This window comes from Microcoleus sp. AT8-A3 (assembly GCF_036705675.1).
In the GTDB taxonomy this organism is placed as follows: Bacteria; Cyanobacteriota; Cyanobacteriia; order Cyanobacteriales; family Microcoleaceae; genus Microcoleus.
In genome coordinates this window covers 44,377-69,925 of the sequence record NZ_JAUBVD010000001.1, presented here as the reverse complement: position 1 = coordinate 69,925, position 25,549 = coordinate 44,377, and the positions used below count along the sequence as shown (strand labels likewise).

Annotated in this window: 17 protein-coding genes; 6 read left to right on the top strand and 11 right to left on the bottom strand. The window is 43.0% G+C overall.

Annotated features, from left to right (window positions below):
• Positions 1 to 156 precede the first annotated feature (156 nt).
• From QUB51_RS00300 to QUB51_RS00280, 5 genes are all read left to right on the top strand, one after another.
• Positions 157 to 1,080, top strand: a complete 924-nt coding sequence (locus tag QUB51_RS00300; RefSeq protein WP_333231257.1) for a hypothetical protein — start codon at positions 157 to 159, stop codon at positions 1,078 to 1,080.
• A gap of 85 nt (positions 1,081 to 1,165) precedes the next feature.
• On the top strand, positions 1,166 to 4,141 hold the full coding sequence (gene pruA, locus QUB51_RS00295; protein WP_333051676.1) for an L-glutamate gamma-semialdehyde dehydrogenase: 2,976 nt from the start codon (positions 1,166 to 1,168) through the stop codon (positions 4,139 to 4,141).
• A gap of 124 nt (positions 4,142 to 4,265) precedes the next feature.
• Positions 4,266 to 5,894, top strand: a complete 1,629-nt coding sequence (locus QUB51_RS00290) for a glycosyltransferase family 39 protein (protein ID WP_333209889.1) — start codon at positions 4,266 to 4,268, stop codon at positions 5,892 to 5,894.
• 15 nt (positions 5,895 to 5,909) lie between these two features.
• On the top strand, positions 5,910 to 7,547 hold the full coding sequence (locus QUB51_RS00285; RefSeq protein ID WP_333231254.1) for a glycosyltransferase family 39 protein: 1,638 nt from the start codon (positions 5,910 to 5,912) through the stop codon (positions 7,545 to 7,547).
• Positions 7,548 to 7,720: 173 nt separating this feature from the next.
• A complete protein-coding gene (locus QUB51_RS00280) occupies positions 7,721 to 8,200 on the top strand; it encodes a hypothetical protein (RefSeq protein ID WP_333051685.1) in 480 nt (159 codons plus the stop codon).
• 270 nt (positions 8,201 to 8,470) lie between these two features.
• Here QUB51_RS00280 and QUB51_RS00275 read toward each other — a convergent pair whose 3' ends face one another.
• Entirely contained in the window at positions 8,471 to 10,516 is a 2,046-nt protein-coding gene (locus QUB51_RS00275; RefSeq protein ID WP_333051688.1) for a S8 family serine peptidase, read from the bottom strand.
• A gap of 454 nt (positions 10,517 to 10,970) precedes the next feature.
• On the opposite strand from QUB51_RS00275, the gene QUB51_RS00270 reads away from it, so the two are divergent.
• A complete protein-coding gene (locus tag QUB51_RS00270; RefSeq protein ID WP_333209884.1) occupies positions 10,971 to 12,026 on the top strand; it encodes a UPF0104 family protein in 1,056 nt (351 codons plus the stop codon).
• A gap of 103 nt (positions 12,027 to 12,129) precedes the next feature.
• On the opposite strand, the gene QUB51_RS00265 is transcribed toward QUB51_RS00270, so the two are convergent.
• From QUB51_RS00265 to QUB51_RS00220, 10 genes are all read right to left on the bottom strand, one after another.
• A complete protein-coding gene (locus QUB51_RS00265) occupies positions 12,130 to 12,879 on the bottom strand; it encodes an amino acid ABC transporter ATP-binding protein (protein WP_333209882.1) in 750 nt (249 codons plus the stop codon).
• Positions 12,845 to 14,308 carry an ABC transporter substrate-binding protein/permease gene (locus tag QUB51_RS00260; protein ID WP_333261229.1) on the bottom strand — a complete coding sequence of 488 codons (1,464 nt, stop codon included), beginning with the start codon at positions 14,306 to 14,308 and terminating at the stop codon, positions 12,845 to 12,847. The genes QUB51_RS00265 and QUB51_RS00260 overlap by 35 nt, the downstream gene beginning before the upstream one ends.
• A gap of 579 nt (positions 14,309 to 14,887) precedes the next feature.
• A complete protein-coding gene (locus QUB51_RS00255) occupies positions 14,888 to 17,230 on the bottom strand; it encodes a TIGR03986 family type III CRISPR-associated RAMP protein (RefSeq protein ID WP_333051699.1) in 2,343 nt (780 codons plus the stop codon).
• 39 nt (positions 17,231 to 17,269) lie between these two features.
• Entirely contained in the window at positions 17,270 to 17,857 is a 588-nt protein-coding gene (locus tag QUB51_RS00250; RefSeq protein WP_333051701.1) for a Uma2 family endonuclease, read from the bottom strand.
• Between the two features lie 72 nt (positions 17,858 to 17,929).
• A complete protein-coding gene (csx19, locus tag QUB51_RS00245; RefSeq protein ID WP_333051703.1) occupies positions 17,930 to 18,547 on the bottom strand; it encodes a type III-D CRISPR-associated protein Csx19 in 618 nt (205 codons plus the stop codon).
• Positions 18,540 to 20,102, bottom strand: a complete 1,563-nt coding sequence (locus QUB51_RS00240) for an RAMP superfamily CRISPR-associated protein (protein WP_333209872.1) — start codon at positions 20,100 to 20,102, stop codon at positions 18,540 to 18,542. The genes csx19 and QUB51_RS00240 overlap by 8 nt, the downstream gene beginning before the upstream one ends.
• A complete protein-coding gene (locus QUB51_RS00235) occupies positions 20,095 to 21,717 on the bottom strand; it encodes a type III-B CRISPR module-associated Cmr3 family protein (protein WP_333209870.1) in 1,623 nt (540 codons plus the stop codon). Before QUB51_RS00235 ends, QUB51_RS00240 begins: the two co-directional genes overlap by 8 nt.
• Entirely contained in the window at positions 21,714 to 22,379 is a 666-nt protein-coding gene (locus QUB51_RS00230) for an RAMP superfamily CRISPR-associated protein (RefSeq protein WP_333209869.1), read from the bottom strand. The genes QUB51_RS00235 and QUB51_RS00230 overlap by 4 nt, the downstream gene beginning before the upstream one ends.
• 3 nt (positions 22,380 to 22,382) lie before the next feature.
• Positions 22,383 to 23,987: a Cas10/Cmr2 second palm domain-containing protein gene (locus tag QUB51_RS00225; RefSeq protein WP_333209867.1), complete on the bottom strand. Its 1,605-nt coding sequence runs from the start codon at positions 23,985 to 23,987 to the stop codon at positions 22,383 to 22,385.
• A 13-nt stretch (positions 23,988 to 24,000) separates the two neighbouring features.
• A complete protein-coding gene (locus QUB51_RS00220; RefSeq protein WP_333209866.1) occupies positions 24,001 to 25,317 on the bottom strand; it encodes a Card1-like endonuclease domain-containing protein in 1,317 nt (438 codons plus the stop codon).
• Positions 25,318 to 25,549 lie beyond the last annotated feature (232 nt).

Genomic DNA, 25,549 nt, shown 5'->3' with positions numbered 1-25,549 from the left:
ACACAAGTACCATTTTTATGAACAGGCAAGATGCGTGTATCCGTGTCAAAATCACTGGTTGTGCCTTCTTCATTCTGCTAGATAATTTCAGTGCAGGCGATCGCACCAGTAACGTAAAATGTCTAAAAGCGGTCTTTGTAAAATAATTTTAGCCCCATGAGCGACGAACAGGAAAAAAAACAAATTTTGACTCAGCACCCGGAAATAATTTCCACTACCAGCGATGAGTTCGATCGCAGTGAAATTGCCAGGGCTGATTCAACTTCCGCATCAGCAGAAACTCCCGCAGAAATTGCCACGCCCGAAGATATTTCAGCGCCCATGGACGCAGCCGAAACAATTCCAGTTGTCGCCGATAGCACGCCGGAAACAACTCAAATTACAAGTTATCCGCCTCCAACAATTCCAACTGCCAACCTCGAACCAAAACCAGCTCGCTCGTGGCAAATCTTAGCAGTTTTTCTCAGCGGAATCTTAGTCGGTTCCGTCCTTAGTCTCGGCAGTTTGCTAGCGTGGAAAATGTATCAGGAAAGAGCCAACCTTCAAATCAAACTACCCGCTGACGTACCCCTCCCCGAAAGCCCTCCGCCTGTCGCCACAGCGCCCATCAACCGCAGGCCCGGACTTCCCCCAGCCCCTGGAAATGGGCGGCCCCCCACATTCCCTCCGTCGCCCCGTCCCACTCAAATCCCCTCTCTGTCTGGTGTTCCGCAACTTGCTTCGCCGTTGCCTTCTCCTTTGCCGTTGCCTTCTCCAACTCCAACTCCCGCTGCGGTTGAAACCCCTGTAACCGAGCGAGTTTACTTTCAAGCCGGTGCTACGGGAACTACTCTGAGCAATAGTTTGCGAGCCAACATATCCAGGCGCTACTTACTGGAGTGCAATAGCGGCCAAAGCATGACAATTAATGTTCAAGAAGGTCAAGTTAGCGCCGCAATTATTGCTCCTAACGGTGAAAATTTAGGTACTACTGATAGCACAGGTCAGTGGCAAGGTCAACTAGCCAGTAGCGGCGATTATACTATTGAAATTTCAGGCGATCGCCAAGCAAACTACCAAGTTAAGATTGAAGTCAAATAGCAAGTATAATTGTCTCAGGGGGTAGTTACACAATACATAAACCCGCCCTGGTTGCAAATTACAAATTACCCATTACTAATTACCAATGGTTGCACAAATATCTCCAAGCATCTACGAAGCAAAAACCCAGGAAATTGCCAAAGAAATCCTGAAGGCAACTCAAGACAAAAAGCGCTCTTTTTTCGGTCAACTGCAAGACCAAATGCGCTGGGACGACAAACTAATGGATTGGGCGATGGCTAACCCCGGACTGCGGGTGCAATTGTTTCGATTCATCGACTGTTTGCCGGCACTCCGCAGCAAGCCGGAAATTGCCCGCCACCTGCAAGAATACCTGACCGCCCAAGAGGTAGAATTGCCCGAAGCTTTGAAAAAATTACTCAATTTTACTAACGCTGATTCGATTCCTGGACAATTGGCTGCGACGACGGTTGCGCCTGCAGTGGAAACTTTGGCGCACAAGTATATTTCTGGGGAAAATATCAAGCAGGTAGTTAAAACTTTAGAGCGGCTTCGCAAAGATAAAATGGGTTTTACAGTTGACCTTTTGGGGGAAGCTGTCATCACTGAAACTGAGGCGGAAATTTATCTTAACCGCTATTTGGAATTGATGGAGGAACTCGCCAATGCAGCGAAGAATTGGCCGCAGGTAGATGCAATTGACAAAGCTGACGGCGAAACTTTGCCGCGAGTGCAAGTATCGGTAAAGTTAACGGCTTTTTATTCTCAGTTTGACCCTTTGGATGCTAAAGGTAGTGAGGAGAAAGTAAGCGAGAGAATTCGCATTTTACTGCGTCGCGCGAAGGAATTGGGCGCGGCGGTTCATTTCGATATGGAACAGTATGCTTACAAAAGTTTAACTCTGAGCATTCTCAAAGACTTATTGTTAGAGGAAGAGTTTCGCAGCCGCACGGATATTGGAATTACATTGCAAGCTTATTTGCGCGACAGCGCCCAAGATTTGCGAAACCTGATTTCCTGGGCAAAAAAACGCGGAAATCCGGTAACAGTGCGGCTGGTAAAAGGCGCTTACTGGGATCAGGAAACTATCAAAGCGATGCAGAAAGATTGGCCGCAGCCGGTCTACAATGACAAAGTTGCTACCGATGCCAATTTCGAGCAGATGACGCAGTTGCTGCTAGAAAATCACGAATATTTGTATGCAGCTATTGGCAGTCATAATGTCCGATCGCAAGCGAGGGCGATCGCCATTGCCGAAACTCTCAATATACCGCGCCGCCGCTTTGAAATGCAAGTGCTGTATGGCATGGGCGACAAATTGGCTAAGCTTTTGGTCGATCGGGGTTATCGCGTCCGAGTCTACTGCCCCTACGGCGATTTGCTGCCGGGAATGGCTTATTTGATCCGCCGTTTGCTGGAAAATACCGCCAACAGTTCTTTCATCCGGCAAAGTTCCGAAGAAATGCCGATCGAACAATTGTTAGCCGCACCAGTTGCTAACGGAAATGACCAGCTAGTTTACAGCAAAGTATTTCCCAACGTTGCCGATACCGACTACGCCAATACCAAATTGCGGCAACAAGCAGAAACAGCCATCAAATCAGTGCGCGCCAACCTAGGTAAAACCTATTTACCGCTAATCAATGGCGAGTACCAAAATACTGAAGCCACAGTTAACTCACTCAACCCTTCCAATCCCACAGAAGTAGTTGGCACAATCGGATTGATTTCCGAAGAACAGGCCAAACAAGCCCTTGAAGCAGCAAAAGCAGCCTTCACCGGTTGGCGAAAAACCCCCGTCCGCCAGCGGGCAGGCGTCCTCCGCAAAGCCGCAGAATTGATGGAACAGCGGCGGCACGAACTATCAGCTTGGATGGTGTTTGAAGTCGGCAAACCCGTCAGAGAATGCGATGCCGAAGTTTCCGAAGCTATTGATTTTTGCCGCTACTACGCCGACGAAATGGAACGGTTAGAACAAGGGAAAAATTACGACATTCCCGGAGAAACTAACCGCTACAGCTATCAGCCACGTGGCATTTCTTTAATCATTTCACCTTGGAATTTCCCCCTCGCAATTCCTGTGGGCATGACAGTTGCATCCCTGGTGGCAGGTAATTGTACTTTGCTCAAACCTGCGGAAGTTTCCTCAGTAATTGCAGCAAAAATAGCTGAAATATTGGTAGAAGCCGGAATCCCCAAAGGCGTATTTCAATACGTGCCTTGCAAAGGTTCCACCGTCGGCGCTTACATGGTGAAACATCCCGACGTTCACATGATTACTTTCACGGGTTCTCAGGAAGTTGGCTGTCAGATTTATGCCGATGCTGCGATTTTGCAGCCTGGACAAAAACACCTGAAACGAGTAATTGCGGAAATGGGTGGCAAGAATGCAATTATTGTCGATGAAAGTGCGGATTTAGACCAAGCAGTTGCAGGCGTAGTTTATTCGGCATTTGGATACAGCGGCCAAAAATGTTCCGCTTGTTCGCGAGTAATTGTGGTCGAATCGGTGTACGATAATTTTGTGGCAAGATTGGTAGAAGCGACGCGATCGCTCAATGTCGGCCCCGCAGAAAATCCCGGCACTCAAGTCGGCCCTGTGATCGATGCAAATGCCCATTCGCGCATCCGCGAATACATCGAAAAAGGTCGCGCCGAAGCTAAAATAGCTTTAGAAATGCCGGCACCAGAAACCGGTTATTTTGTCGGCCCAGTCATTGTTACCGAAGTATCGCCCACAGCAACTCTCGCCCAAGAAGAAATTTTCGGCCCGGTTTTGTCGGTGATTCGGGCTCGTAATTTCAGCGAAGCGATTGCGATTGCTAACGGTACTAATTTTGCTTTAACCGGCGGATTGTATTCTCGCACGCCTTCGCATATCGATCGAGCCGCATCCGATTTTGAAGTCGGAAACCTGTACATCAATCGCGGAATTACCGGGGCTGTGGTATCGCGCCAACCTTTCGGAGGATTCAAACTTTCGGGAGTTGGTTCTAAAGCTGGCGGCCCGGATTATTTGCTACAATTCCTCGAACCGCGCACCATAACCGAAAATATTCAGCGCCAAGGTTTTGCGCCGATTGAAGGAGTGGATGATTAATCATTCCTTTGTTTGTAGAGAGGACTGAAGTCCTCTCTCTGGCTGTTAAGTTGGTAGGGTGCGCCCAGCGCACCTTACAGGTGGGGTGACAGAAAAAAATTGTGGGAGATTAGCTAGTTATAAAATGGAATCTACCAAAGATCGCGATCGACTAAATTCTCACAACCCTTCACTTGACAAGTGGCTGCGATTTTTAATTATAGTTGTATTAGTCCTCGGCATATTCTTTCGCTTCGCCAACCTAGGAAAGAAAGTTTACTGGATAGATGAAAGTTACACATCCCTGCGGTTATCTGGATATACAGAATCTGAGTTTATTCAGCAAGTAGTTGACGGTGAAAGTCGGGACATTAAATTTTTACAAAAATATCAACGGATAAATTCAGAAAAAACCGTCGTAGATACCGTAAAAGGATTAGCTTTAGAAGAACCCCAACTCGCTCCGCTGTATTTTGTAGCGACGAGATTTTGGGTGCAACTGTTCGGCGATTCAGTGGCTGTAACTAGAAGTATGTCGGCTGTTTTTAGTTTGCTCGCATTGCCTTGTATGTATTGGCTGTGCTTAGAATTATTTGATTCCTCGCTGACAGCTTGGTTGGCAGTTTCATTACTAGCTGTATCGCCTTTTCAAATAGTTTACGCTCAAGAAGCTCGACCTTACAGCTTGTTTGTATTAATAATTTTGCTGTCTAGCGCTGCTTTGCTGCGGGCAATGCGGCTAAAAACTAACAGCAGTTGGGCAATTTATGCGGTAACAGTAGCACTGGGATTTTATTCTCACCTATTATTTGCACTGGTGGTGCTAGGGCATGGAATTTATGTAGCCCTCTCGGAAAATATGCGGTTTAACAAGACGGTAATTGGGTATTTTATAGCAGCAAGCGCAGGATTTATTGCCTTATTTCCTTGGACTGTAGTTTATTTAATAAATTCGCAAAATGTCAGTGACAAAATAGCATGGCAGTCCTTAAGAATTCCAATTTCAAAATTAGTTTTAAATTTCGTTTTAAACATTATTAGGCAATTTTTTGATGTAGGATTATACTCTGATTTGCCACGATTATATTTCATATTAACTATCCCAATTATTTTAATGATTTTAATAATTGTCGGATATTCTTTTTATTTGCTGCTGAGTCAGACAGAAAGACGTGTTTGGTTGTTTGTTATGACATTAACGTGCGTGACATTAGCCATTTTCCTGCCAGCGGATTTAATCTGGGGCGGAATGCGATCGATCAACACCCGCTACATGATTCCCTGTTATTTAGGAATGCAGATAGCTGTTTCCTATTTTTTGGCGGTAAAAATGACATCTCCTCAAGTTACAATGCAGTTGCTAAAGCTGTGGAGACTGGCTCTGGCTGCTTTGCTCTCTATTGGAATTATATCCTGCTGCATCTATTTGCCAGCAGACTCTTGGTGGAATAAAGACCGCTCTTATATTAACATCCCGATCGCCCGCACGGTAAACTCAGCTTCTCGGCCATTACTCATAACAGACTTGTGGGTGTATAGTGTAGATACGATCGGCAACTTACTCAGTTTGAGTTACTTAATCAATTCCCCTGCTAAGTTTTTAGTATTGCCACCTAAAATTGTGAAAATCCCACCAAATTTTAACGAGATTTTTTTGTATGGTATTTCCAGAGAATTCAAAACAGAAATAGAAAAAAATACTCGTTATGAAATACCAACTCTTTACACTCTACAAAATCAACATATAATTTTGAGAAAATTGCTAAAAAAATGAAGTAGGGTTGGAAAAATGCGTTTTAATGTTCCCCGAAATTGGCTGCAATTTTTAATTATAGCCGTATTAGTCATAGGTATTTTATTTCGGTTCGCCAATCTCGATCGCAAATTTTACTGGATCGACGAAACATATACTTCTTTAAGAGTTTCTGGCTACACCGAAGCCGAAATAATCAAAGAAATTTCCTACCAGAAAATAACCTCGCCTGCGGATTTACAAAAATATCAGCAGATAAATTCCGAAAAAACCTTAAGGGATACCCTGAATTCTTTAGCAACAGAAGACCCCCACCACCCGCCGCTGTATTACGTATTAGCGCGATATTGGGCGCAATGGTTCGGCACTTCCGTTGCAGCAATGAGAAGTTTGGCAGCCGTGATTAGCCTGCTAGTATTTCCCGCAATTTATTGGCTGGCTTGGGAGTTATTTGAATCTTCAGCAGTAGCATGGATGGCGATCGCAATTTTCGCAATTTCTCCCTACCACATCCTCTTTGCCCAAGAAGCAAGACAGTACAGTTTGTGGACAGTAACTACTATTTTATCCACTGCCGCCTTGCTGCGAGCAACACGCCCTGACGAAAATCAAAATCCTGTCGCCCTTGTTCTTTCCTGGGCGCTTTATGCAGCCACAGCAACACTGGGATTGTACACCCACTTGTTATTTGTCTGCGTCGCTGCCGCCCACGCAATCTACGTCGCAGTTATTGCCAACTGGCGCGATGTGAAAACATTTATTTCCTATTATGTAGCATCTTTAATCGCTTTGATATGCTTCATGCCTTCCCTGGTAAATACTGTAGAAAATTTCAATCAAGTTAGAAGCACAACAATATGGGCAGAACAAACAAATTTCTTAAGATTAGTCAGCAGATGGGTTGGTTCCATCACCATAGCATTTTTTGATATTGGCATTGATGGAAGTGCCAACGCCACACAACTAGCCTTGCTAATTCCAGTTGGGATCATGATTCTAGCTTTAGTCGGCTATGCCCTTTATTATCTATGCCGACAAACACCAAAGCGAGTGTGGTTGATTGTATTGTTATTAATTGCAACAACTGCTTTGTTTTTAGCAGTGCCTGATATAATCAAGGGTGGAAGGCGATCGGCAAATCCGCGATATTTAGTTCCTTGTTATGTGGGAATTCAGATAGCAGTGGCTTACCTGCTGTCTGCGAAAATCAGTAGCAATTTGGAGAAATTAAAACAGCAAAAACTGTGGAAAATAGTTATAGTGGGAGTTTTTTCCGCAGGTATTATATCCGGTGGAGTTAGTTCTCAAGCAGATATTTGGTGGAATAAAGGCAGCGGTTGGTTGCGTGCCTTGGAAGTAGCCGCAACTGTCAATCAAGCCAGCAATCCCCTATTTATCAGCGATGCCAATATTGCATATATCATGCCTTTAAGTTATTACCTAGAACCCAAAGTAAAACTGCTAATAGAACCCCGCTGTTACACTTCTTGCTACAAAAATCGAGAATTGGCAAAGAAAAAACCCCAACCCCCGCAAATTCCCGGCGGTTTCAGTGAGTTGTTTTTATACAGACCGTCCTCTACTTTGCGATCGGCAATTCAGCAACAAAACTATCAAATAGATCCGGCTGACACTAATGTCGAGCTTAATCTGTGGAAAATTACCAAGAAATAATCTCAAATATTAAGGCAAAAAACACGGGTTTGTGGCCCAAAAATGTCTTATTCACTGCGACATACTGGCCATAAACGGCATTTTTGAAAGTATGTCGCAAGGAGAGTTCGATAGGTTTGCTTTTAGTGGTAAGCTAAAAGTTAAGAATAAAAAAATAACATCAAAAATCTCCAATGACACTCACTGAAACCTCCAACATTCGTAAACTGCTGTGCGATCCAGACTTAGGGCTGATTCCTCACCTAGAAAAGTGCCTGAAAGATTTGCACTCATCTGCGATCGCCAGTGGAGAGAAATTCAAGGTAGAACCTTACGATATAGAATTCAAAAGCTGCCACACCCAGAAGCATCCCAACGACCAAAAACCCCTCGTCACCCAGTCAGTGTTAATAAAAGTTCCCCTGACTGGGAAAGTTCAAGACAAGATGCACCTATATCTGATCGCAAGTGAGTTACAGAACCAAATCGACTTCAAAATTATCGACTGGAGTGCCTTAGAACGCCGTCAATACGACATTCAGGGCATCCCCTTAAAGCAGCCGATCACCAAAATAGACGGCCAGATGAATTACGAGTTAGTATTCGATCGACCAAGCTACTGCTGCATCACCCTGTGCCGCCAATTTGACTTAACTTACGCCGCCAATTTTTAATTGGGCTTGTAGGGGGGGTTTCACCAACAATATTTAGGTTAATTAACAATCTATAAAACCCGCCCCTATCCCACGGTAAACCCCTGGTACATTTTTCGCATTCAATACAAATCCATGTTGATGTAGATTGTTAGTTGTGTGGGGGCGGGTTTAGGTATATTGTTAGTAGAAATTCGATATTGTTGGTGAAACCCGCCCCTACGAAATCTGCTAACAGTATGTCAATCCCATTACCGATTCCCAATTACCAATTACCAATTATCAATTAATTCAAACAGCTCGATTCGCAGTTTCCGCAAGAATCCTCTTAATATCAGCAGGAGTCAGATTCGGATTAGCTTGCAACATCAAAGCTACCACGCCGGATACTTGTGGCACTCCCATTGAAGTACCGGAAAAATATCGATAGGGAATCCCCGGTTGAGAAAGCGCCACAGTTGAATAAACATCACCAGAATCCGCCCTACCACCGTCGCCACCCGGAGCAACAAAATAATTAATTGCTTGCGAACCCGCCCGGTTAGAATACTCCCCAAACAAGCCATTTCGGGTAACACCACCGACAGCAATTCCTACCTCATTGGCAAACCGAGCCGGATAATCTACTTGTGGACGAGCATCATTTCCCGCAGCCGAAATCACGATCGCGCCTTGAGCTTCAGCCGCTCGAATCGCATCCAATTCTTGAGCATTCAACTGTAGGCCGCCCAAACTCACATTTATGATCTTCGCTCCATTTGCCACCGCATAATTAATCGCATTAATTTCATCCCGAATTTTACCCACCCCTGCTCCATTAAGTATTTTCAAAGGCATAATCTTCGCAGTCGGAGCCGTTCCAGTAATCCCAACCCCATCTTTTTTCGCAGCAACTAAACCCGATATATGAGTGCCGTGATTGTTATCATCCATAGGGTCATTATCGTTATTGACAAAATCCCATCCTCGGAAATCGTCAACAAAGCCATTGCCATCATCATCAACCCCGTTGCTAGCTTTATTGCGACCGATCGCATCAACGCCAGTTTCCCCGACATTACTCCAAATATTCCCCGTCAAATCCGGGTGATTGTAGTCAACTCCGCTGTCAATAACTGCCACCACAATTCCGTCTCCAGTCAAGCCCTGGGCCCAAACCTCTGGAGCTTTAATTAAATCTCTGCCCCACTCGTCGCCGCCCAAGTCGGGAACATCAGGAAAAGTTGCAGTACCTTGAGCTTTGGCAACTGCCGCCGCTGCATTCACCAAACCGAACCCAAAACGAGAGTCAAAACCTTGCAAGTTGCTCGGATTGTTAGGAGAAACAGTTGCAGGAGTTGCAGACAGATTGAGGGAGAAATTTGTACTGCCTTGGTATTGATAAACTCGGACAAAGTAAGTTCCTGCGGCTAAACCGTTGATGTCGATCGCTTCCGGCGATAAATTCGGTTGTTGAGAAGAAGCAATAATATCGGTGAAGTCAATAGAATTGTCGCCGTTAATATCTTTAATTAGAGCAACATCAACATCCGCAGTCAAACCGCTGACAGTTAATTTAAAGTCGCTATTTGCAGGCAAAGTAAAGCGGTAAAGGCCGTCTGGCCGGGCATTGCTAAGCGAGTCTGCGATCGTTTGAGTGCCGCCCAAAACGCCTAAATCGCGAGCTTGATCCAGTTGGTTGCCCAATACGGTAGTTGCAGAGATGAATGTATTGGCGAGGTCTTGTGGAGATGCGTTGGCTACCAAGCCTAAAATAGCATTGGATTGGCGAATTTTAATTAATGTATTGGAAATACCGGGGGCGATCGATATTTCTTCGAGAATCAAGTCAGCTTCGGTAAGATTGTCAGTCAGTCCGATCGAATCCACAAAACTGTTAAAGTCAGTAATCACGTCTGCTGCAGCCGGATCGGAGACTGCGGAGTCGCTGCGGAGGACAAAGGTATCTGGGCCCAAACCCCCTGTCAGCGTATCTTTGCCCCCATCGCCCACTAAAACGTCGCTGCCGTCGCCGCCGTTGAGCACGTCATCTCCCTTACCTCCCTGCAAGGTATCGCTGCCAGCATCGCCAAACAGGAAGTCTGCGCCGGCACCACCGTTAAGCAAATCGTTGCCCGCACCACCGAAGAGGGTATCGGAATTGCCACCGCCGAGAATGCGATCGTTACCATTATCACCGCTAATTATTTCGGCATCCGACGAACCGACAATAAAATCGTTGCCGCCGAGGGCAAAAAGTCCGTTAGGATAAGGAGTCAAAAAGCCCGGAGTCAAGGCGAAACTATTGGGGCTATCATCTAAAAGATAGGAAAAACCGTCAGGGCTCGGGCCGGGCATAGAAATGTACTCCTAGCGAGGTATATCGATCTAAATTTTAGATTTTAAATTTAAGTTTGTGGTTAAAAGTGCCCTAAATACTCTGTAAGGCGGGCATTACGCACAGTCTGTAGAGGTGTGCATAGGTTAGGTTAAACTAAGATGTTCCACCCTTCTCAATTACTTGTTTAGGAACAGGCTTTTCGGCCTGTTCCACAAAAATGTTGAGTTATTGTGGAACGGGCCGGAGAGCCCGTTTAGGAACAGGCTTTTCGGCCTGTGCCACAAAAATGTTGAGTTATTGTGGAACGGGCCGGAGAGCCCATTCTTGACAAGGGTGCAACATCTCAGGTTAAACAGATTTATTCCGTCATATCATGCCGTGTAAATCAACCACAATTCCGCCTTAGCCGCTCTAAAATATAAAATCTCAAACAGTATAACTTAATCCCAAATTCAAAATCGGGATCAGAAAATGGGAAAACAACACTTGCATCGAATTCAGAATTTTTTCAACATCGCGAAGTCGCATTTAAAGCCTTATTTGCGCTATTTGATTTTAGGCGGGACGTTTTTATTTATTGCCAAAGCTTTTTTAACTCACTGGCGAGAAGTCGCGAATATCCAAATTCGAGCCGAAAGTTTTCCGTTGCTGGCGATCGCCCTTGGCGTCACTTTACTTTCTCTAATTTTTGTCGGCTGGGTGTGGATGTTGATTTTGCGGGAATTCCGCCAACCTGTAACTGCTGCCTGGGCGATTCAAGTTTTTCTCAAAACTAATATTGCCAAGTATTTGCCGGGGAATATTTGGCATTTTTGGGGTAGAATATTGGACGCCAAAAAGGCAGGCATTTTCCCTAAAGCTGCTACTCTCAGCGTGTTGCTGGAACCGCTGCTGATGGCTTCTGCTGGCGTTTTGATTGGGTTGATTTGTTTTGACAAATTCAATTGGTTTTTGCGAATTGTCGGTTGTGCTGCTATTTTAACGGCGATTCATCCCCGAATTTTAAATCCGATCGTCCTATTTGTAGAGCGGTTGAAGTTATCCAAGAACAATGGGGAAAATTCAGAAGTTGGGGAGGATCGGGGCGAGCGACAAACTTTGCGTTTAGAGTCTACCTCCACTTTAACTAAAAAAACATCGAGTGTCAAGTCAAACCGCAAAATTAATTTGCCAATTAAACGCTATCCTTTAGTGCCGTTAATCGGACAAATATGTTTTATCGGATTGCGGGGCTGCGGTTTTTTGCTAACGGTAATGGCTTTAACTCCGGTGGAATTTAGCAATATTCCCAACTTGTTTGGTGCTTTTTGTTTTGCGTTTGTTGTCGGTTTAGTCGTACCGGGAGCACCGGGGGGAATGGGAGTATTTGAAGCAACGGCGATCGCCCTGTTGTCCGATCGCTTTTCTACGGGTATAATTCTGGGTGCGGTGGCTTTGTATCGGATAATTAGCATTCTGGCGGATGTTTCGGGTGCATTTTTAGCTAAACTCGATCGCCAGCGCGATCGGCACAGTAAAAAAAGGTGAATTTAAAACTAAATATTCTCGTGATTGTAGGGTGCGGGGCTGAGAAGGTGAGATTATGTGCGATCGAACAACAAACCTATTTAATTGCGGATGCGATATCAGATTAAAGCATTTTTTCCAGAAATTGCTTGGCGCGATCGCACTTCGGGTTACTAAAAAACTCCTGGGGCGGCACATCTTCCGCCACCTTTCCGCCATCCAGAAACAATATCCGGTGCGCGACTTCCCGCGCAAAACCCATTTCGTGAGTTACAATCGCCATTGTAATTCCAGTTTTTGTCAAAGCTTTCATCACATCTAAGACTTCTTTAACCATTTCAGGATCGAGTGCAGAAGTCGGTTCGTCCATCAACAAAATTTCCGGTTCCATAGCCAAACAGCGGGCGATCGCCACCCGCTGTTTTTGTCCCCCCGAAAGCTTAGAAGGATAAACCTCCGCCTTATCTGACAAACCCACTTTTTCCAGCAATTCTAACCCCTTCAGACGCGCCTCATCCTTAGCCACCTGCTTCACCTTTACAGGCGCATACATCACATTTTGCAGCACAGTCATGTGCGGGAACAAGTGGAAATGCTGAAAAACCATCCCCACTTTCTGGCGGATTTTCAGAATATCTACCTTCGGCAGAGTAATATCCACCCCGTCAATGTATATGTGCCCCGAAGTCGGAATTTCCAGTAAATTCAAACACCGCAAAAAAGTAGACTTGCCGCACCCCGAAGGGCCGATAATGGCAATCACTTCTCCTTGATGAATTTCAGTAGTTATCTCGCGCAAAACCTTCAGATTGCCAAAAGATTTATACAGGCGATCGACCTTAACTGCTAGTTTGGAGTCTGCGTTCGAGTACATTGGCCCCCCAAGTTAAACTAAGCACCATCAAATAATAAATTGCGCCGACAAATATCAAAGGTTCAAAGTAAATATACTTTTCGGCTCCCACAATTGTAGCGCGGCGCAGCAAGTCTTCTACGCCAATTACTGAAACTAAAGCTGAATCCTTCAGCAAAGCAATACTTTCATTCACCAATGCAGGCAAAATATTTTTCAACGCTTGGGGCAAGATAATATCGCCCATCATCAGTTTGTAGGGAACACCAAGGGATTCTGCGGCTTCTTTTTGACCTTTATCTACGGCTTGAATTCCGGCGCGGATTGTTTCGGAAATATAAGCCCCAGAATTCAGGAAAAAAGTAATCACACCAGCTTGCAGCGCCGATATATTATAGCCCGTAAGCTGCGGCGTGGCAAAATAAACTAAAGTCAACTGCAAAATTAGCGGTGTTCCTCGAAAAATAGAAGTATAAGCAGTACCGAACCAAGCCAGCGGTTTAATGCTAGAAATCTTAAACAGAGACAGCACGATTCCCCAGATAAATCCGAGAAATGCCGACAGCAAGGTAAAAGTTAGCGTTACCCAAATCCCGGACAAAATATAAGGCAAACTCGGCAATATTTTGCCAAAATCTAACCCGAACTTGGAGGCTACCGCAGGCTGATTTGCTTGAGCAGATTCTTGCGGAATCGGCCGAGAAAACCACTTAGTAGCTAGTTCCTTAATTTGACCGCTGGCTTTCATTTGCTGGAGAACTCGGTTGAATTCTGGAACTAATCTCGAATTTTTCGGAAAGGCGATCGCCGAACCGCTTTCTTCAGTATTCGGAATTGTGTTAAATTCCAAGTCCGGGTTCGCTGCGGCATAACCCGTAGCGACAGTATCCTCGATCACTCCTGCGGCGATGCGGTTCGATTTAATTTCTTGAATGATATCAGGAATTCTATTGAGAGCAGCCAGTTGCACACCGGGCATTTTTTTCACAGCTTCCTGCTGAATGCTTCCGAGTTGAACGCCTACTTTTTTCCCGGCTAAATCTTCAGCTTTGGTCAAATTGCTGCCTTTATTGGCGACAATTGTATTTTGAGCTTCGTAGTAAAGGTCAGAAAAATCCACATTTTTTTTCCTTTCTGCGGTGGGAGTCATTCCAGCCATCACAAAATCGGCTCTTCCCGCCTGCAAAGCGGGAATTAAGCCGTTAAAATCCATGCCAATTACTTTCAGTTCGTAGCCCAATTCTTTAGTAATATATTTGGCAATATCGATGTCAAAACCGATGATTTCGTTGCCGCTAACAGCCGTATCTTTAAATTCATAGGGCGGGTAGTCTGGGGAAGTCGCCAGTGTTAATGTCTTGTTGGCTTGGGCGTAGCTGGCGATCGCAATTAAACAAAAGGCGATCGCGATCGTCGCCGCCAGCATTGATTTTAATTTTAAAAGTTTCATATCGAGCATTGTCCTAAAAAATCCCCGCGCCAACAAATTATGCGAAACTTCACAATTATGTCACCACTCTAAAGATAGATAAGATGGGTAGGGTGCGTCAGGTTGGAGATTCTTAGTCAGCATAGAAAGTGTGATTCTGACGCACTATTTGTTGCAAAATGCGTTAGTTATGAAATTGTTGGTTTGTAGGAAAAATCATGCTAACTGACGCACGCTACTTAAAGTAAATCACGCTCCATACTTAATCCGTGTATCCGTGTCAATCCGTGTCGTGCCTGCCTTCTTCTCTAACATTTGAGAAAGTAAAGCTGGTTCGCACAACTCCCACCCATGTTGTACGGTTGTCCTATTTGCGATCGGTATTTGTAATCATCCAGCCTATTCCATTTGTATGTGGTACACGGTATTCAGTAGATCAGAGCCAAAAATGAAACGTTATCAGATAGAGTTTAGTGAAAAAATAGTTAAAGCATATCAACAAGGTGATACATAAATTAGGAAAGGAGCCGCCCGTTTAGATCTAAATAAAGCCTCTGTGCAAAAACTTGGAAGTGCGATCGCTATTATGGGAACCACGAATCAATCCACACATTTGACACTTTTAATACTCCCATCTTCCTTGAGAGCAGTAATCTTTACATGAACTGCTTGTCCTTCTCTCAATAAAGCTGCTTTTTTAGGCTCCTTCTCCGTAAGCTTTAAGACTTCCAACATATGATAAGTTACGTGATTGCTGTTGATGCGAGCTACAGTAGCCTCCAAAATTTGTCCAATCTCAAACTTTTTTGACTTAACAGCTTTAGCAATTTCCACTTGCCGTTCTGACTTAACTACAACACTTGGTAGCGTACTTGGTGAAAAAGTTGGAGCGACTCTGCGATTATCATCGATTCGTGCTATTTGTAACGGAGTTGGTAGCACTCTGCGCTCTTTGTACTCGTTAGGTTCAATCGTCATATACTCAGCATGGAGTGAGTTTTGTAAACCTTCACATTGCAACATTGCCAATAACATTTCGATTCGCGGAAGCTCATCTAGGCTGGTAGCTTTATGTCCCTCTGGATGGTCATTTTCGTGAATATTCTCCAGTACATAATTCTCAAATGCTTTTCTGCACTCTTCGGATTCAGAATCAGTGTTAGTCTCTCCATGCTCCCAGCTATTGCGATCGGTGAATAATGTGTTGTAGCGTTGAGTGCGATCGCCAAACCTAAGCTTATCAATTTTGACCTTGATAGCACCCATCCCCAAAGGTTTACCCATACCTAGAGAAAAGCAGTATTTCTCATTTTCTGCAATTTTTAATACCCACAGTATTGCACCAATCTCTACTTGACTTAAGTTCTCAAAGTAGATGGTAAATGAAAATTGAATACCTTCATCAATCGGTTTAATTAAACTCGTTTGGCTATCTGATGCGCCGCTAGGAACTTCAATCTGAGCAGGTTTATGCCAGTACAACTTATGTCCTCGAATAACAGTTTCTCCTGCTTCTGTATCAGTTGATGGCTTACTAGCATAGTGCTTGAGTTGACTCTTCTTTGCCCCTGTTTCTGGTGGTTGAACCAGGTAATGCTGAAAAGTTGTAGGTTTTGGGCTAGATAACAGAATAGGTTTGGGTTCTTGATTCAGGCTTTGCTGCACCTTCTCCTCCTGATGTAGCTTCAGGATACCATCACTTATAAACACTCTACCAGCACGACTTTGTTCCATTCCTTCAGGTTGCTTGTCACGTCGGACAAAGCCAAAAATAGCTTCAGCTATATCAGTGATTGCGGGTTTATCTTTAGAATCTTTCAGGAAATCGGGAATAAAATCTCGTGCCGTTGAAGCTTTTCCATTACCTTGAGGAGAGTAAGGAATCCGAAAGTTAGGACTTTGACCAAATAGCGTCACTGGTTGTCCAGCTTGGGGTTGACAGTAGAAGATACAACGACCATTTTTTAAAACACCCTTATATTGATCGAATCGCGGTTCTTGCTTCTGAAAAGGAGTTAAAGCACTACAATAGTCCCGAATAGCATCATCACTAATTTGAATGGGTTCAGCTTTTGGGTTTGGTTCTCGGATAATGCAGTGATTCTGACGTTTGAGATCGCCGGGATTATTTCCTGCTTCCAGCATATTGCCGCTAGTCACTACAACTCCTTGATATTTATAGGTTGTACAATTGTTACTGACTTTCCCCGCAAACCGACGAGTTTTTTTTGTATAGATATCTTCAAAACTAATATTCATAAAATACTGAGGTCTATAATCTGATAGGTGGCTCATTGGAATAAAATCCGAGATTGACCGTAAGTTATCCTCTTTAACCCAGACGAAGGGAGCCTCATCAACAGGCATAGCGGGACGAATAAACCAACCATCTGCTTTTTCTACCAAGTACCCAGCTTTAATATTTTTGGGTTTGACATATTTCTTGTATTCTTCCTTCAGCGGATCGTCTTGATCGGCAGCAACGGCTCGAAAGAAAAAGCGCTGTTGCTCTGAAACACGATCTATTTTTCCAAAACTAACAATTTCAACTAGAGTTCGCAGCATCCCGCGTATACTACTACCAGATATGGCAGCAAGATTACCGCCCGGGTAACTAAAGAAGGCAGCAAGAATTTCTCGTCTTTCCTTTTCCCACTTTGCTTTTTCGTCATTCTCCCATCGCTCTCTTTCTTCTTTTGTTTTATGTGTGGGAGGTTCTGAGTATTTAGCAAAATCCTCGGGACTCCAACCGCAACGGCTGTATAGTTGAGATTTAGTTGTTAAAGTGCATTCAATTTTTCCAGTATGTCGGTCTGGATGATAGCGATCGCCACTTGGTAAATCCTCTGCTTCAACAACTTTTTCAGGTAATTCAACAAAGTTGTAGGGTGCTTTAGCTATACGATCGACTTGTTCAATCTTCTTGATATGCTTGGGATTCATAGTTCAATCTCCTTAAGATTCTGTGAATTAACTTAATCTCTATTTATCTTCTGACTCTTGCTCAAAACTAACCCCTTCATACAAAAGTTCGATCGCACATTCAAACTCAATACTTTCTAAAGAAATTGCCTCCCCAGCTTCATACTCATAATAAAGCCACATTTTACCTTCTCCTCGACGATAAACCTCAACTACTATTTCTTCTGAATCAACTAAGACATATTCTTGCAAACTCGGAATCTGGCGATAATATTTGAGTTTTTTGGTGCGATCGTAATTGGCTGTACCCGGAGAAAGAACCTCAACAATAACTTTCGGTTTTTGAATAAATTCTCGTGATTTCAAGTCATCAGGATCGCAACTGACAACTAAATCGGGATAGAAATAGCGACTATTTTTACGAGCCTGAACTTTCGCATCTGACACATTAACTCGACAGCCCCTCTCACGGAAATGAGGGTACAAAGCCCTGTATAAGTTAAGAGCAATGTCATTATGAGGTAGAGAGCCTCCTGTCATAGCTACAATTTCGCCGTCAATGTATTCATGGCGAAGTTCCTGCTTGGCTTCCCATTCTAGGTATTCTGCCGCCGTCATTTTTTGATCTTGTTCACGATTGGCGATCATAATTCGCTCCTTGATGCAATGTATTCCTATTTTAACAAGTGTTTTTGAAATTACATAACTGGTTACTACAATCTACTTTTTTGGATGAGAATATAAATCTACCAGGCGACTCAGATAAATTCTGGCTACACCGCTCTCATCATAATCAATATAATGACGTACTTTCAAACGTAAGGGGCGAGAATCTTTACCTTTGAAAGTAATCCCAGTTAAAGGTACAGCGTGTTTTAATCCTTGAGAACCATCTGAAACTAAAGTAAAATCGTGTTTAGGTTGTCCTTCCTCTTGGGTGCCCCAAAGGATTTGGTCTTCGGGAATATAATCATCTTTTGAGAGATGTCCATCCTCGATCGAACGTGCTTTCCAGTTTTGACCGACTTTCCAAAGCATAACCTCAAAATTTTTACCAAAGATTCGACTTTGTTGGAGAGTAGGCGATCGCAATTTAGCCAATTGGGGAAATACATCCTCATCTCCTGATGTCACCAACTTGTAGTCATCGCCTCTAAATTTACCCCAAATTACTCCATCATCAGCATGAGCTAATAACCAAATTACTCTATCGTCACCATGAGCTAATAAGTTTTGAAATTGATACTGCTTTGCCTTAGCTTGTAACCAGTTGTACAAAGAAGGCGTATCCATAATATCCTGAGTATCTTCAAGGGTTTTGCAATCGGGTTTATTCATTAGCATTCAATACCTCAGTTGGATAATTGACTAATTTTTGAACAAATTTTTCTAATCTACCAGAATCGCTCACTACAAGGGGTTCTTTTTCACCTGTTTGATTGATCGTCCATACCTCTTTATGCTGTAACTTTTTTTCCCTATCCCAGATATACTGGGTCAAGGTTGCGTTTTTTCCCTGTAACCTTCCCCGCCCGATACTACTTTCACCTCCAACAGGTAAATCACTTGTCCATAAATCTTTCAGCAAAAGTAACAGCAATCCAATTTCATGGTTGTCTGGCTTCCGTAACTCAAGTTCAATGGTGACCCAGGTATCTTTATCACCAAATATAGGTTGTTCGTCGAATAATGCGCCGTGATAAGCACCTCCTGTAAAACGATCGATCGCAATCCGATTTTGTACTAATTCATTTGCATCTTTGATAACTTTTTCATGGACAACTAAACGGCTTGCTTTTGCCTGTTTGCTTTTATCCTTGCTAAAGTCAGTACCAAATACTTCATCAATGATGCTTGTTGGCTTCTCAAGGGTATTAATAATCCTCTCAGCGCGATGCCGTAATACTCCTGCTAAACTCGTACCAGATAAAACGGGTTCTGCATCTATTTTACCGGGTCGATGAGATTTCAAATGTACAACATCGGGAGCGCGTCCAGTTGAATCTTGACCGGAACGAATTAGGAGGGAACCAAATAATTTGAATGTTGCGTCGATGAGGAAGCGATCGCGCTTATCTTTCCAATCTTCTGCTACACCAAGACCTGCCTTTTTCATTGCTTCGACAATTGAAGCATCAACAGCAGGTGGTTTACTACAGGGTGGGTCAGTTAACCAAGAATGGTCAAGGGTTAACCAGGCCATGCGATCGTTCTCATCTTCCAAATTAAAGTTCCAAACCTGCCATTCTTTGACATGACACCGACCAAAACCGCGCCGCTTTTTCATGCCGAGGCTGATTTCATGATTTTGTAAGCCGGAGAGTGCGATCGCTAGTCCTTTTAGTAAATCAGCTTCATTAGCTTCTCTCTCGACCAAGAGTTCAAAACTTAGAGGAAATTCTGTCCCAGCTTGCAGCAACTCTAAGTCATACTTAGCTTTATCTTCTGCGGTGCCTGTAGCCCCATTGATTTTTACTCCATCTCTGAGTTCAGCTTTGATTGGTTTAGTGCCGATCGCATCATCGATAATTATAGAACTTTGAGTATCTTGTTCTATTAATTTAATTTTATTGGCTTCATTTTTATTTTTTTCATCTTTTTCATCTCTATAAGCAAATAGATCGCCAAACAATTTTGCTGCTAGATCTTGACGACTGTCACTTTCTCCATATCCCTTACTATGTTCTCGTAAATAGTTCCGCAAAGCACCTGTAATAGATGAACCTGTCAGCAAAGCATGATTCTCATGGAGACTATCCCGTAGCAATGGCAAGTCAGTAGGACTATCTGCATCGCCTTGACCTAAACAAGTTGGGGTATCAAGCACCAGCAGACCGCGTACAATGATGCGTTTAATAATATGGCGATGATCTGTTCTATAAAGTTCAGTCATTGTTTTTATCCTTCATCATTTTCTTGGCAACTGCCATAATCAGGCGCAGAGTGTATTCTAGTGAAAGCTGAGCATCGAGAGTCTTTTGTTGAGTAGCGACTTTAATTCCCGGTAAATTATCAACTTTAGGTCGGGAACCCCAACTGGAAAGAATCCAACTATCAGGATTGTTTAACCATTCTCTAATTTTCTCATCTAATTTTTTACCATTTCTCATTTTAGTTTGTTGAAACTGAGTACGAGCAGTCTTGGTCAAGTTATCTGTACCTTCATCTCTGCCAAGCAATTCATAAAGGGGATCGGGTTTACCTTCAGTCAGAGCTTTCCTAGTTATATTCATTAACCGGGATAGTTGACTATTCTTAATTTCTCTTGAACTTTCAGGCGTATTAGGTTCCACTTGTTGTAGTAGCAATTCATCTAGCTTTTGTCTTAGAAGTCTTTCTGCCATTTGTGCAGCGATTTCATTAGCTTTGGTACTGGAAAGAATTTGGCTTGTGTCAGGTTCGGTATTGACTGAATTAGCAGTTATTTCACCTTCTTCTTTTAACCAGTTCAAGATAACTCGACCAAAACCGTCTACTCGTCTTTCTCCAATTCCCTGTGCTTCTAAGTCTGTAACTTGCTGTGAATCGAGATTTTGGCGTCGCTCAAAGACAAAAACACTTCCTGCCGCTAAAGCTGGAACTTGAGGTAGTGGTAAACCCCATTTACGATTAAATCCTCCTACATTTAGGCTGCTAGCGTAGGTATCTATATGTTTAAGTTCTGTACCTAATGCTTCTGAAATTAATTGGGCAAACTGTTTTGGGTTGGTGGTTGATTGACCGCACTCATCCCGAATGATGGTATCACTGAGAAGAGTAACGGTTAGATTATTTTGATGTTGGCTTCTTTCTTCCCAATCAATTTTTACCTCCGTCCAGTCATCGTCATCAGGTAATAAGTCAACTGTGACATGACCGTAACCCGCACTTTGAGAACCACCTAGCCAAGCATTAATTATTTCTTCATGATTTGTGGGTGTTAGTAATAACTTGATGGCATCAAAATCTTCCTTATCGTCACATAAGATGACAGCTTGAAAAACCTGTCCTGCATCAATTGCATCGTAACGGAACACGGCACCACTGCTATCAGTACCTCTCCCTTTTTTACGGCTTCGCTGATTGTGAATATTAATTCTTCTGCTTTCTTTGTAGAGTGATATATCACCGTACTCGTCTATAATGCAAAATTTATCATCTAAGCGTTTAAGAGAATCAGGTCTATGCTCTGATGCTAATGGAATGAAATTGTAGATTTCTGTAGTTGGGTCTTCTCCCTTTTTCTTATACAGGCACAGCGGTACTGGTAAAGTCCGTTGTTCTTTCTCGCGATCGCACAGATACGCATTTAAGTAGCGGGTTTGACCGTCAAAGAACAGCTTTCTGATTTTTTGATCGAGTATATCTAACTCCTGGATGTGCGGTGGCCGCAGATAGCGGTTAATCAACATTCCCCGAATCATACTGCCAGGAATATAAGAATGAGATACATCACTGTTCGGGTCGCCTTGTAATGAGGTGGCGAGAATCGGTTGTTGAGTATGTAATAAAAAAGTAATGGCTTTCATTGAATTTCCCCAAAATGGTCAATGTATTTTTTGGTAATATTTTCGTCACGGTAATATAGAGTGCATTGTACGTGACCTCTACCTCGGTTGCGTCCGCTACCCATCCGCCGAAGTGCCAGTGTTCCAACTCCTAAAAGCGCCAGCCTTTCGGGTGTAGGGTCTATATCAAAAAATAGGGGTGCTTCATAACTGGGTTGAGAGTCGGGGCGATCGCGCACGACAACCCGCATCGATCGCAAGCTATGTTCGACAGGTGCGCCAGTTTCTGAAGCGATCGCAGTTTGTTTGCGAATCGCTGTCAAGGAATTGATAACATCTTCACGAGTCGGAAAATTATCTTGCTGCTGCTGTTGTGCGACAGCTTTTCGTAAGCCTGCGGGTAAGCAAGCATCGCCAACGTGCATTTTTGCTATTGTGTCGTTAATACTACCTGGCTGACCGAATAAATCATTTCTGATTTTTAGCCAATATTCTTGCTTATAATTCGGTAATAAAATCACTAAGTTATCGCACTCTTCACTTAACAGCCCTTTCAGAGTACGACCTCTTAAGTAGGGGAAACCATAGCGATCGTGTTCTACTTCTGAGTCAACTAAACCTGCAACTCCATCGCCTCGTCCAAACGTTGTATCGCTCAGTAGTTTAATTCTGATGGTATACATAGATTACTCTCCTAACGGGATGTAAAACTCCATTGCTTCAATGGCGTCGAAGTAGCGACAACGCCCTCTATCCCAACCTTGTTTTCTTAAGATAGAATTATCTTTAGCTTTAGGGAAAGCTGGTAACTCATCTATCCCATAAGTATTAAGAAACTGCTTGGTTGCAGTTTGCCCCTCCCGTAACACTTCCCGTAAAGTAATGACTTTGTTACGCTTGCCTTTCCAGGGTTCTTCTTCATTAAAGATTCTGACAACTTCAGCAAAATCAGTCCAAGTTAACCAGTCATCGCCATATTCGTGCGATCGCATCGGTCGTGTTATTAGTTTTCCTCCTTGATATTCTCGTTCTCGAATTTCACCAATTGAACCTGATAAACCACTGGCTGCAATGTGCCAATCTAAAGCCGAAAATATTAGTTTTCTCTTTGAATAGTTATCCGTCTCTTGACGAACAAACTTTTTGGTCCTGCTGCACAATGCTTCACATAATTCGTAAGTTCTCGCAAATGGATAGTGAGTCTTAACGATGGCAATTCCAGCACAGGCTGTAGCTTTACCCTTCCCATCAGGTAAATTTTGAGTTCGTGCTTCAAACTCTTTCAAAAACTTAACTGCTAGCGGCAATCCTATGCGACCATCACAGACAAAAGTAACATCGTCACCTCCATAAACAATAGGACGAAATGGTAAGTAATTTTCTTTGATGCTAATCTTGCCTGTTTCAATTGCATCAATTACCAGCTTTCCGACTTCTTCAATTGCGCTGCTTGCGGCTTTACTCACTCCCCAAGAAAGTCTACGCATCTTCACAATAAAATCTCGATTCAATCGCTGTGATTTTCCATAGTTATCAAATCGATTACCCATCTGGTTGCCATCTGCATGAACCAAGGCAATATAGCTACTTTCTTGTTCAGTTCGACCCATATCATCAACATCGCGGGCTACTTTATACTTACTAGGTTTGCCTTTAAATAGCATCTCCTTAAACTGTGTATTAGCTTCATCTGCTGCTTTCAGCTTGGCAATAATTTCTCTAGAAGCCAGATAGCCTTCACCGTCAGGAATTCCATATTTACCATTAGTATCTTCAACAGCTACCAATCCAGTCGATCGACAAGTTGCCGTTACGCTTAAACCCATCAGAGGTACGGAAGGTATTGGCTGTCTTTTTTGGGCATCTAACTTACCTTTAATCAGGTCATTTTCAATAACTTGCTGTAATAATTGTGTATCCCAGTTAAAAGGATGGTGAGCAATAACTATATTGAGTCCGGGCGCATCCTCTAATATTTTTCTGGTGATATTTTGGGTGAATTTTCTGGCAAATTCCATACTCCTAAATAACAATACGGTATTTCCACCACCTGCATAAACCAATTCAGCAACTATACTTTCATCGGTATTGATGCAGGGTTCTACTTCCTCTTTGTCTTCATCAGGAATATGAACGTTGTTATCAAGACATATCAGACAATCTTTAACCCATTGAACCGTTGCTAACTTCACCAAATGCGAAGCCCCAATATTTTCCTTCAATCGGTTGCTACCGAAAACATACTTTTGAATACCTGTCGTGTCAATTACAGTGGCGATGTAGTTACTCATCTTAACTCCTGATTTAATAGGACTTTCCTTCAATCCAATTAGTAATAGCGGCGGATATTTTTTTTAGATGCTTATTCCCAAAAACAGCAATTTTGGGATCTTCGATGAGAGAGTTAAAGGTTTTGATGATATTTCCTGGCTTATTATGAAAGCAAACAAGAGCTACTCTGGCTTCAGAACCACCTAGTTGTTTGGCTCTAATATATGCCTCAAAAAGTTTTTCTTTACACCGATCGGTCGCACGAGAAGTCGTACAAGATATAGCAAAAAGTTGGTAACTTCTCCTAAAAGCAACGTCAAACTGAAACTTCTCCCAGTTGTCATCAGGCTGGTCGATGATGTTGAATGACATTGCACTTGCATCGATCGGTGGATTGACGGATATTTTTTGAATCTGATCTAGTACATAATGTTCTAGCCATCCACAGTTTAACCACTCACAGACATGATAAAACTTGTCAAATTGTCCACTCTGTTTAGCCGTTTGTAGCGATAGCTTATCTGATGATGCGCCTAAAGAATCTTTCAAAACTTTTTTAATAACTTCGGGTGCTGCTGTTAAGTCAAGTTCAATATTTTTTTCTAAATGTTCCTCCTCTTTCCAATCTATATACTTACCATACTTATTTTGTTTTTGAGTAGTCGGAGTCAGCACATTGTTACACCAATCTAACCAAGCATTGTCAAAGCTGTTGCGTTGGTTATCATTCATATAAAGATTTACGATTTTTGTTGCAGCTTCTACAAGCTTAGGTTTATTTATAGGTTTTTTACCTTGTTTCCAATACAAACCGTGCAAGCTAAAAAGAGTTTCTCCTGTTATTTCCAATTTCTCGTGAGGGACTTCTAGAGGAATGGGAAGAGCATTTGTTCGATCGAAAATCATTTGTAAGCTACGAGAGTCAAGGTAGCTGAAAATAGGTTCAGGGGAAAGCTTTAGATCGAGCAAGGCTTGATAAGCATGAACTGCCATTGCCTTGGTTCCTCCCGTGTAGTTCAGTCCAAATCGCTTTTTATCTGGATACCGCTTTTGAAGTTCTTTGACTTTATCTTTAATAGCTTTTTGAATTTCAAAAGCATTCGATTCGTAGTTCCATAATTCAACTTTTTGGTTTTCAAACTCAATTTTTTCTTCGTCATTCGGACATAAAACTTCTTTAAGACGCTTGTAAGCCTTACAAGTATACTCAGTGTAAACAAGGTAAGGCTTACCACCCTCTCTGAGTAACGTCTTAGCAGCTACATAATTCGGCAACGGATTTTCACCAATCAGCAAAAACAGATGATCGACTTGATGGTATTCCCAATCTAATGGGTTATTACTGGTCATAAATTATTCCTAACTTGAATATACTGTTGCAATTCATTTGAGTGGGAGGGGGCGATCGCCCCCTCCCACCAAGAAAGCAACTTGATTTACTCTTTACATTTAGTTGTCCCAATTACTAAATCCTATAGGAAATTCCCCGCTCGGATACTTGGTAGTTTAGAAAACACAACATAAATTTATATAAAGACAGCGAACATAACCTTTCGTCATTCCCCGATCGCGCCGCCACATT

Coding starts and splice junctions, on each gene's coding strand:
- QUB51_RS00235 (WP_333209870.1), bottom strand. CDS start 21,717: ATGAAAGCCATTACTTTTTTATTACATACTCAACAACCGATTCTCGCC.
- QUB51_RS00290 (WP_333209889.1), top strand. CDS start 4,266: ATGGAATCTACCAAAGATCGCGATCGACTAAATTCTCACAACCCTTCA.
- pruA (WP_333051676.1), top strand. CDS start 1,166: ATGGTTGCACAAATATCTCCAAGCATCTACGAAGCAAAAACCCAGGAA.
- QUB51_RS00220 (WP_333209866.1), bottom strand. CDS start 25,317: ATGACCAGTAATAACCCATTAGATTGGGAATACCATCAAGTCGATCAT.
- QUB51_RS00240 (WP_333209872.1), bottom strand. CDS start 20,102: ATGACTGAACTTTATAGAACAGATCATCGCCATATTATTAAACGCATC.
- QUB51_RS00260 (WP_333261229.1), bottom strand. CDS start 14,308: ATGAAACTTTTAAAATTAAAATCAATGCTGGCGGCGACGATCGCGATC.
- QUB51_RS00250 (WP_333051701.1), bottom strand. CDS start 17,857: ATGATCGCCAATCGTGAACAAGATCAAAAAATGACGGCGGCAGAATAC.
- QUB51_RS00225 (WP_333209867.1), bottom strand. CDS start 23,987: ATGAGTAACTACATCGCCACTGTAATTGACACGACAGGTATTCAAAAG.
- QUB51_RS00275 (WP_333051688.1), bottom strand. CDS start 10,516: ATGCCCGGCCCGAGCCCTGACGGTTTTTCCTATCTTTTAGATGATAGC.
- QUB51_RS00230 (WP_333209869.1), bottom strand. CDS start 22,379: ATGTATACCATCAGAATTAAACTACTGAGCGATACAACGTTTGGACGA.
- QUB51_RS00270 (WP_333209884.1), top strand. CDS start 10,971: ATGGGAAAACAACACTTGCATCGAATTCAGAATTTTTTCAACATCGCG.
- QUB51_RS00265 (WP_333209882.1), bottom strand. CDS start 12,879: ATGTACTCGAACGCAGACTCCAAACTAGCAGTTAAGGTCGATCGCCTG.
- csx19 (WP_333051703.1), bottom strand. CDS start 18,547: ATGAATAAACCCGATTGCAAAACCCTTGAAGATACTCAGGATATTATG.
- QUB51_RS00280 (WP_333051685.1), top strand. CDS start 7,721: ATGACACTCACTGAAACCTCCAACATTCGTAAACTGCTGTGCGATCCA.
- QUB51_RS00285 (WP_333231254.1), top strand. CDS start 5,910: ATGCGTTTTAATGTTCCCCGAAATTGGCTGCAATTTTTAATTATAGCC.
- QUB51_RS00255 (WP_333051699.1), bottom strand. CDS start 17,230: ATGAATCCCAAGCATATCAAGAAGATTGAACAAGTCGATCGTATAGCT.
- QUB51_RS00300 (WP_333231257.1), top strand. CDS start 157: ATGAGCGACGAACAGGAAAAAAAACAAATTTTGACTCAGCACCCGGAA.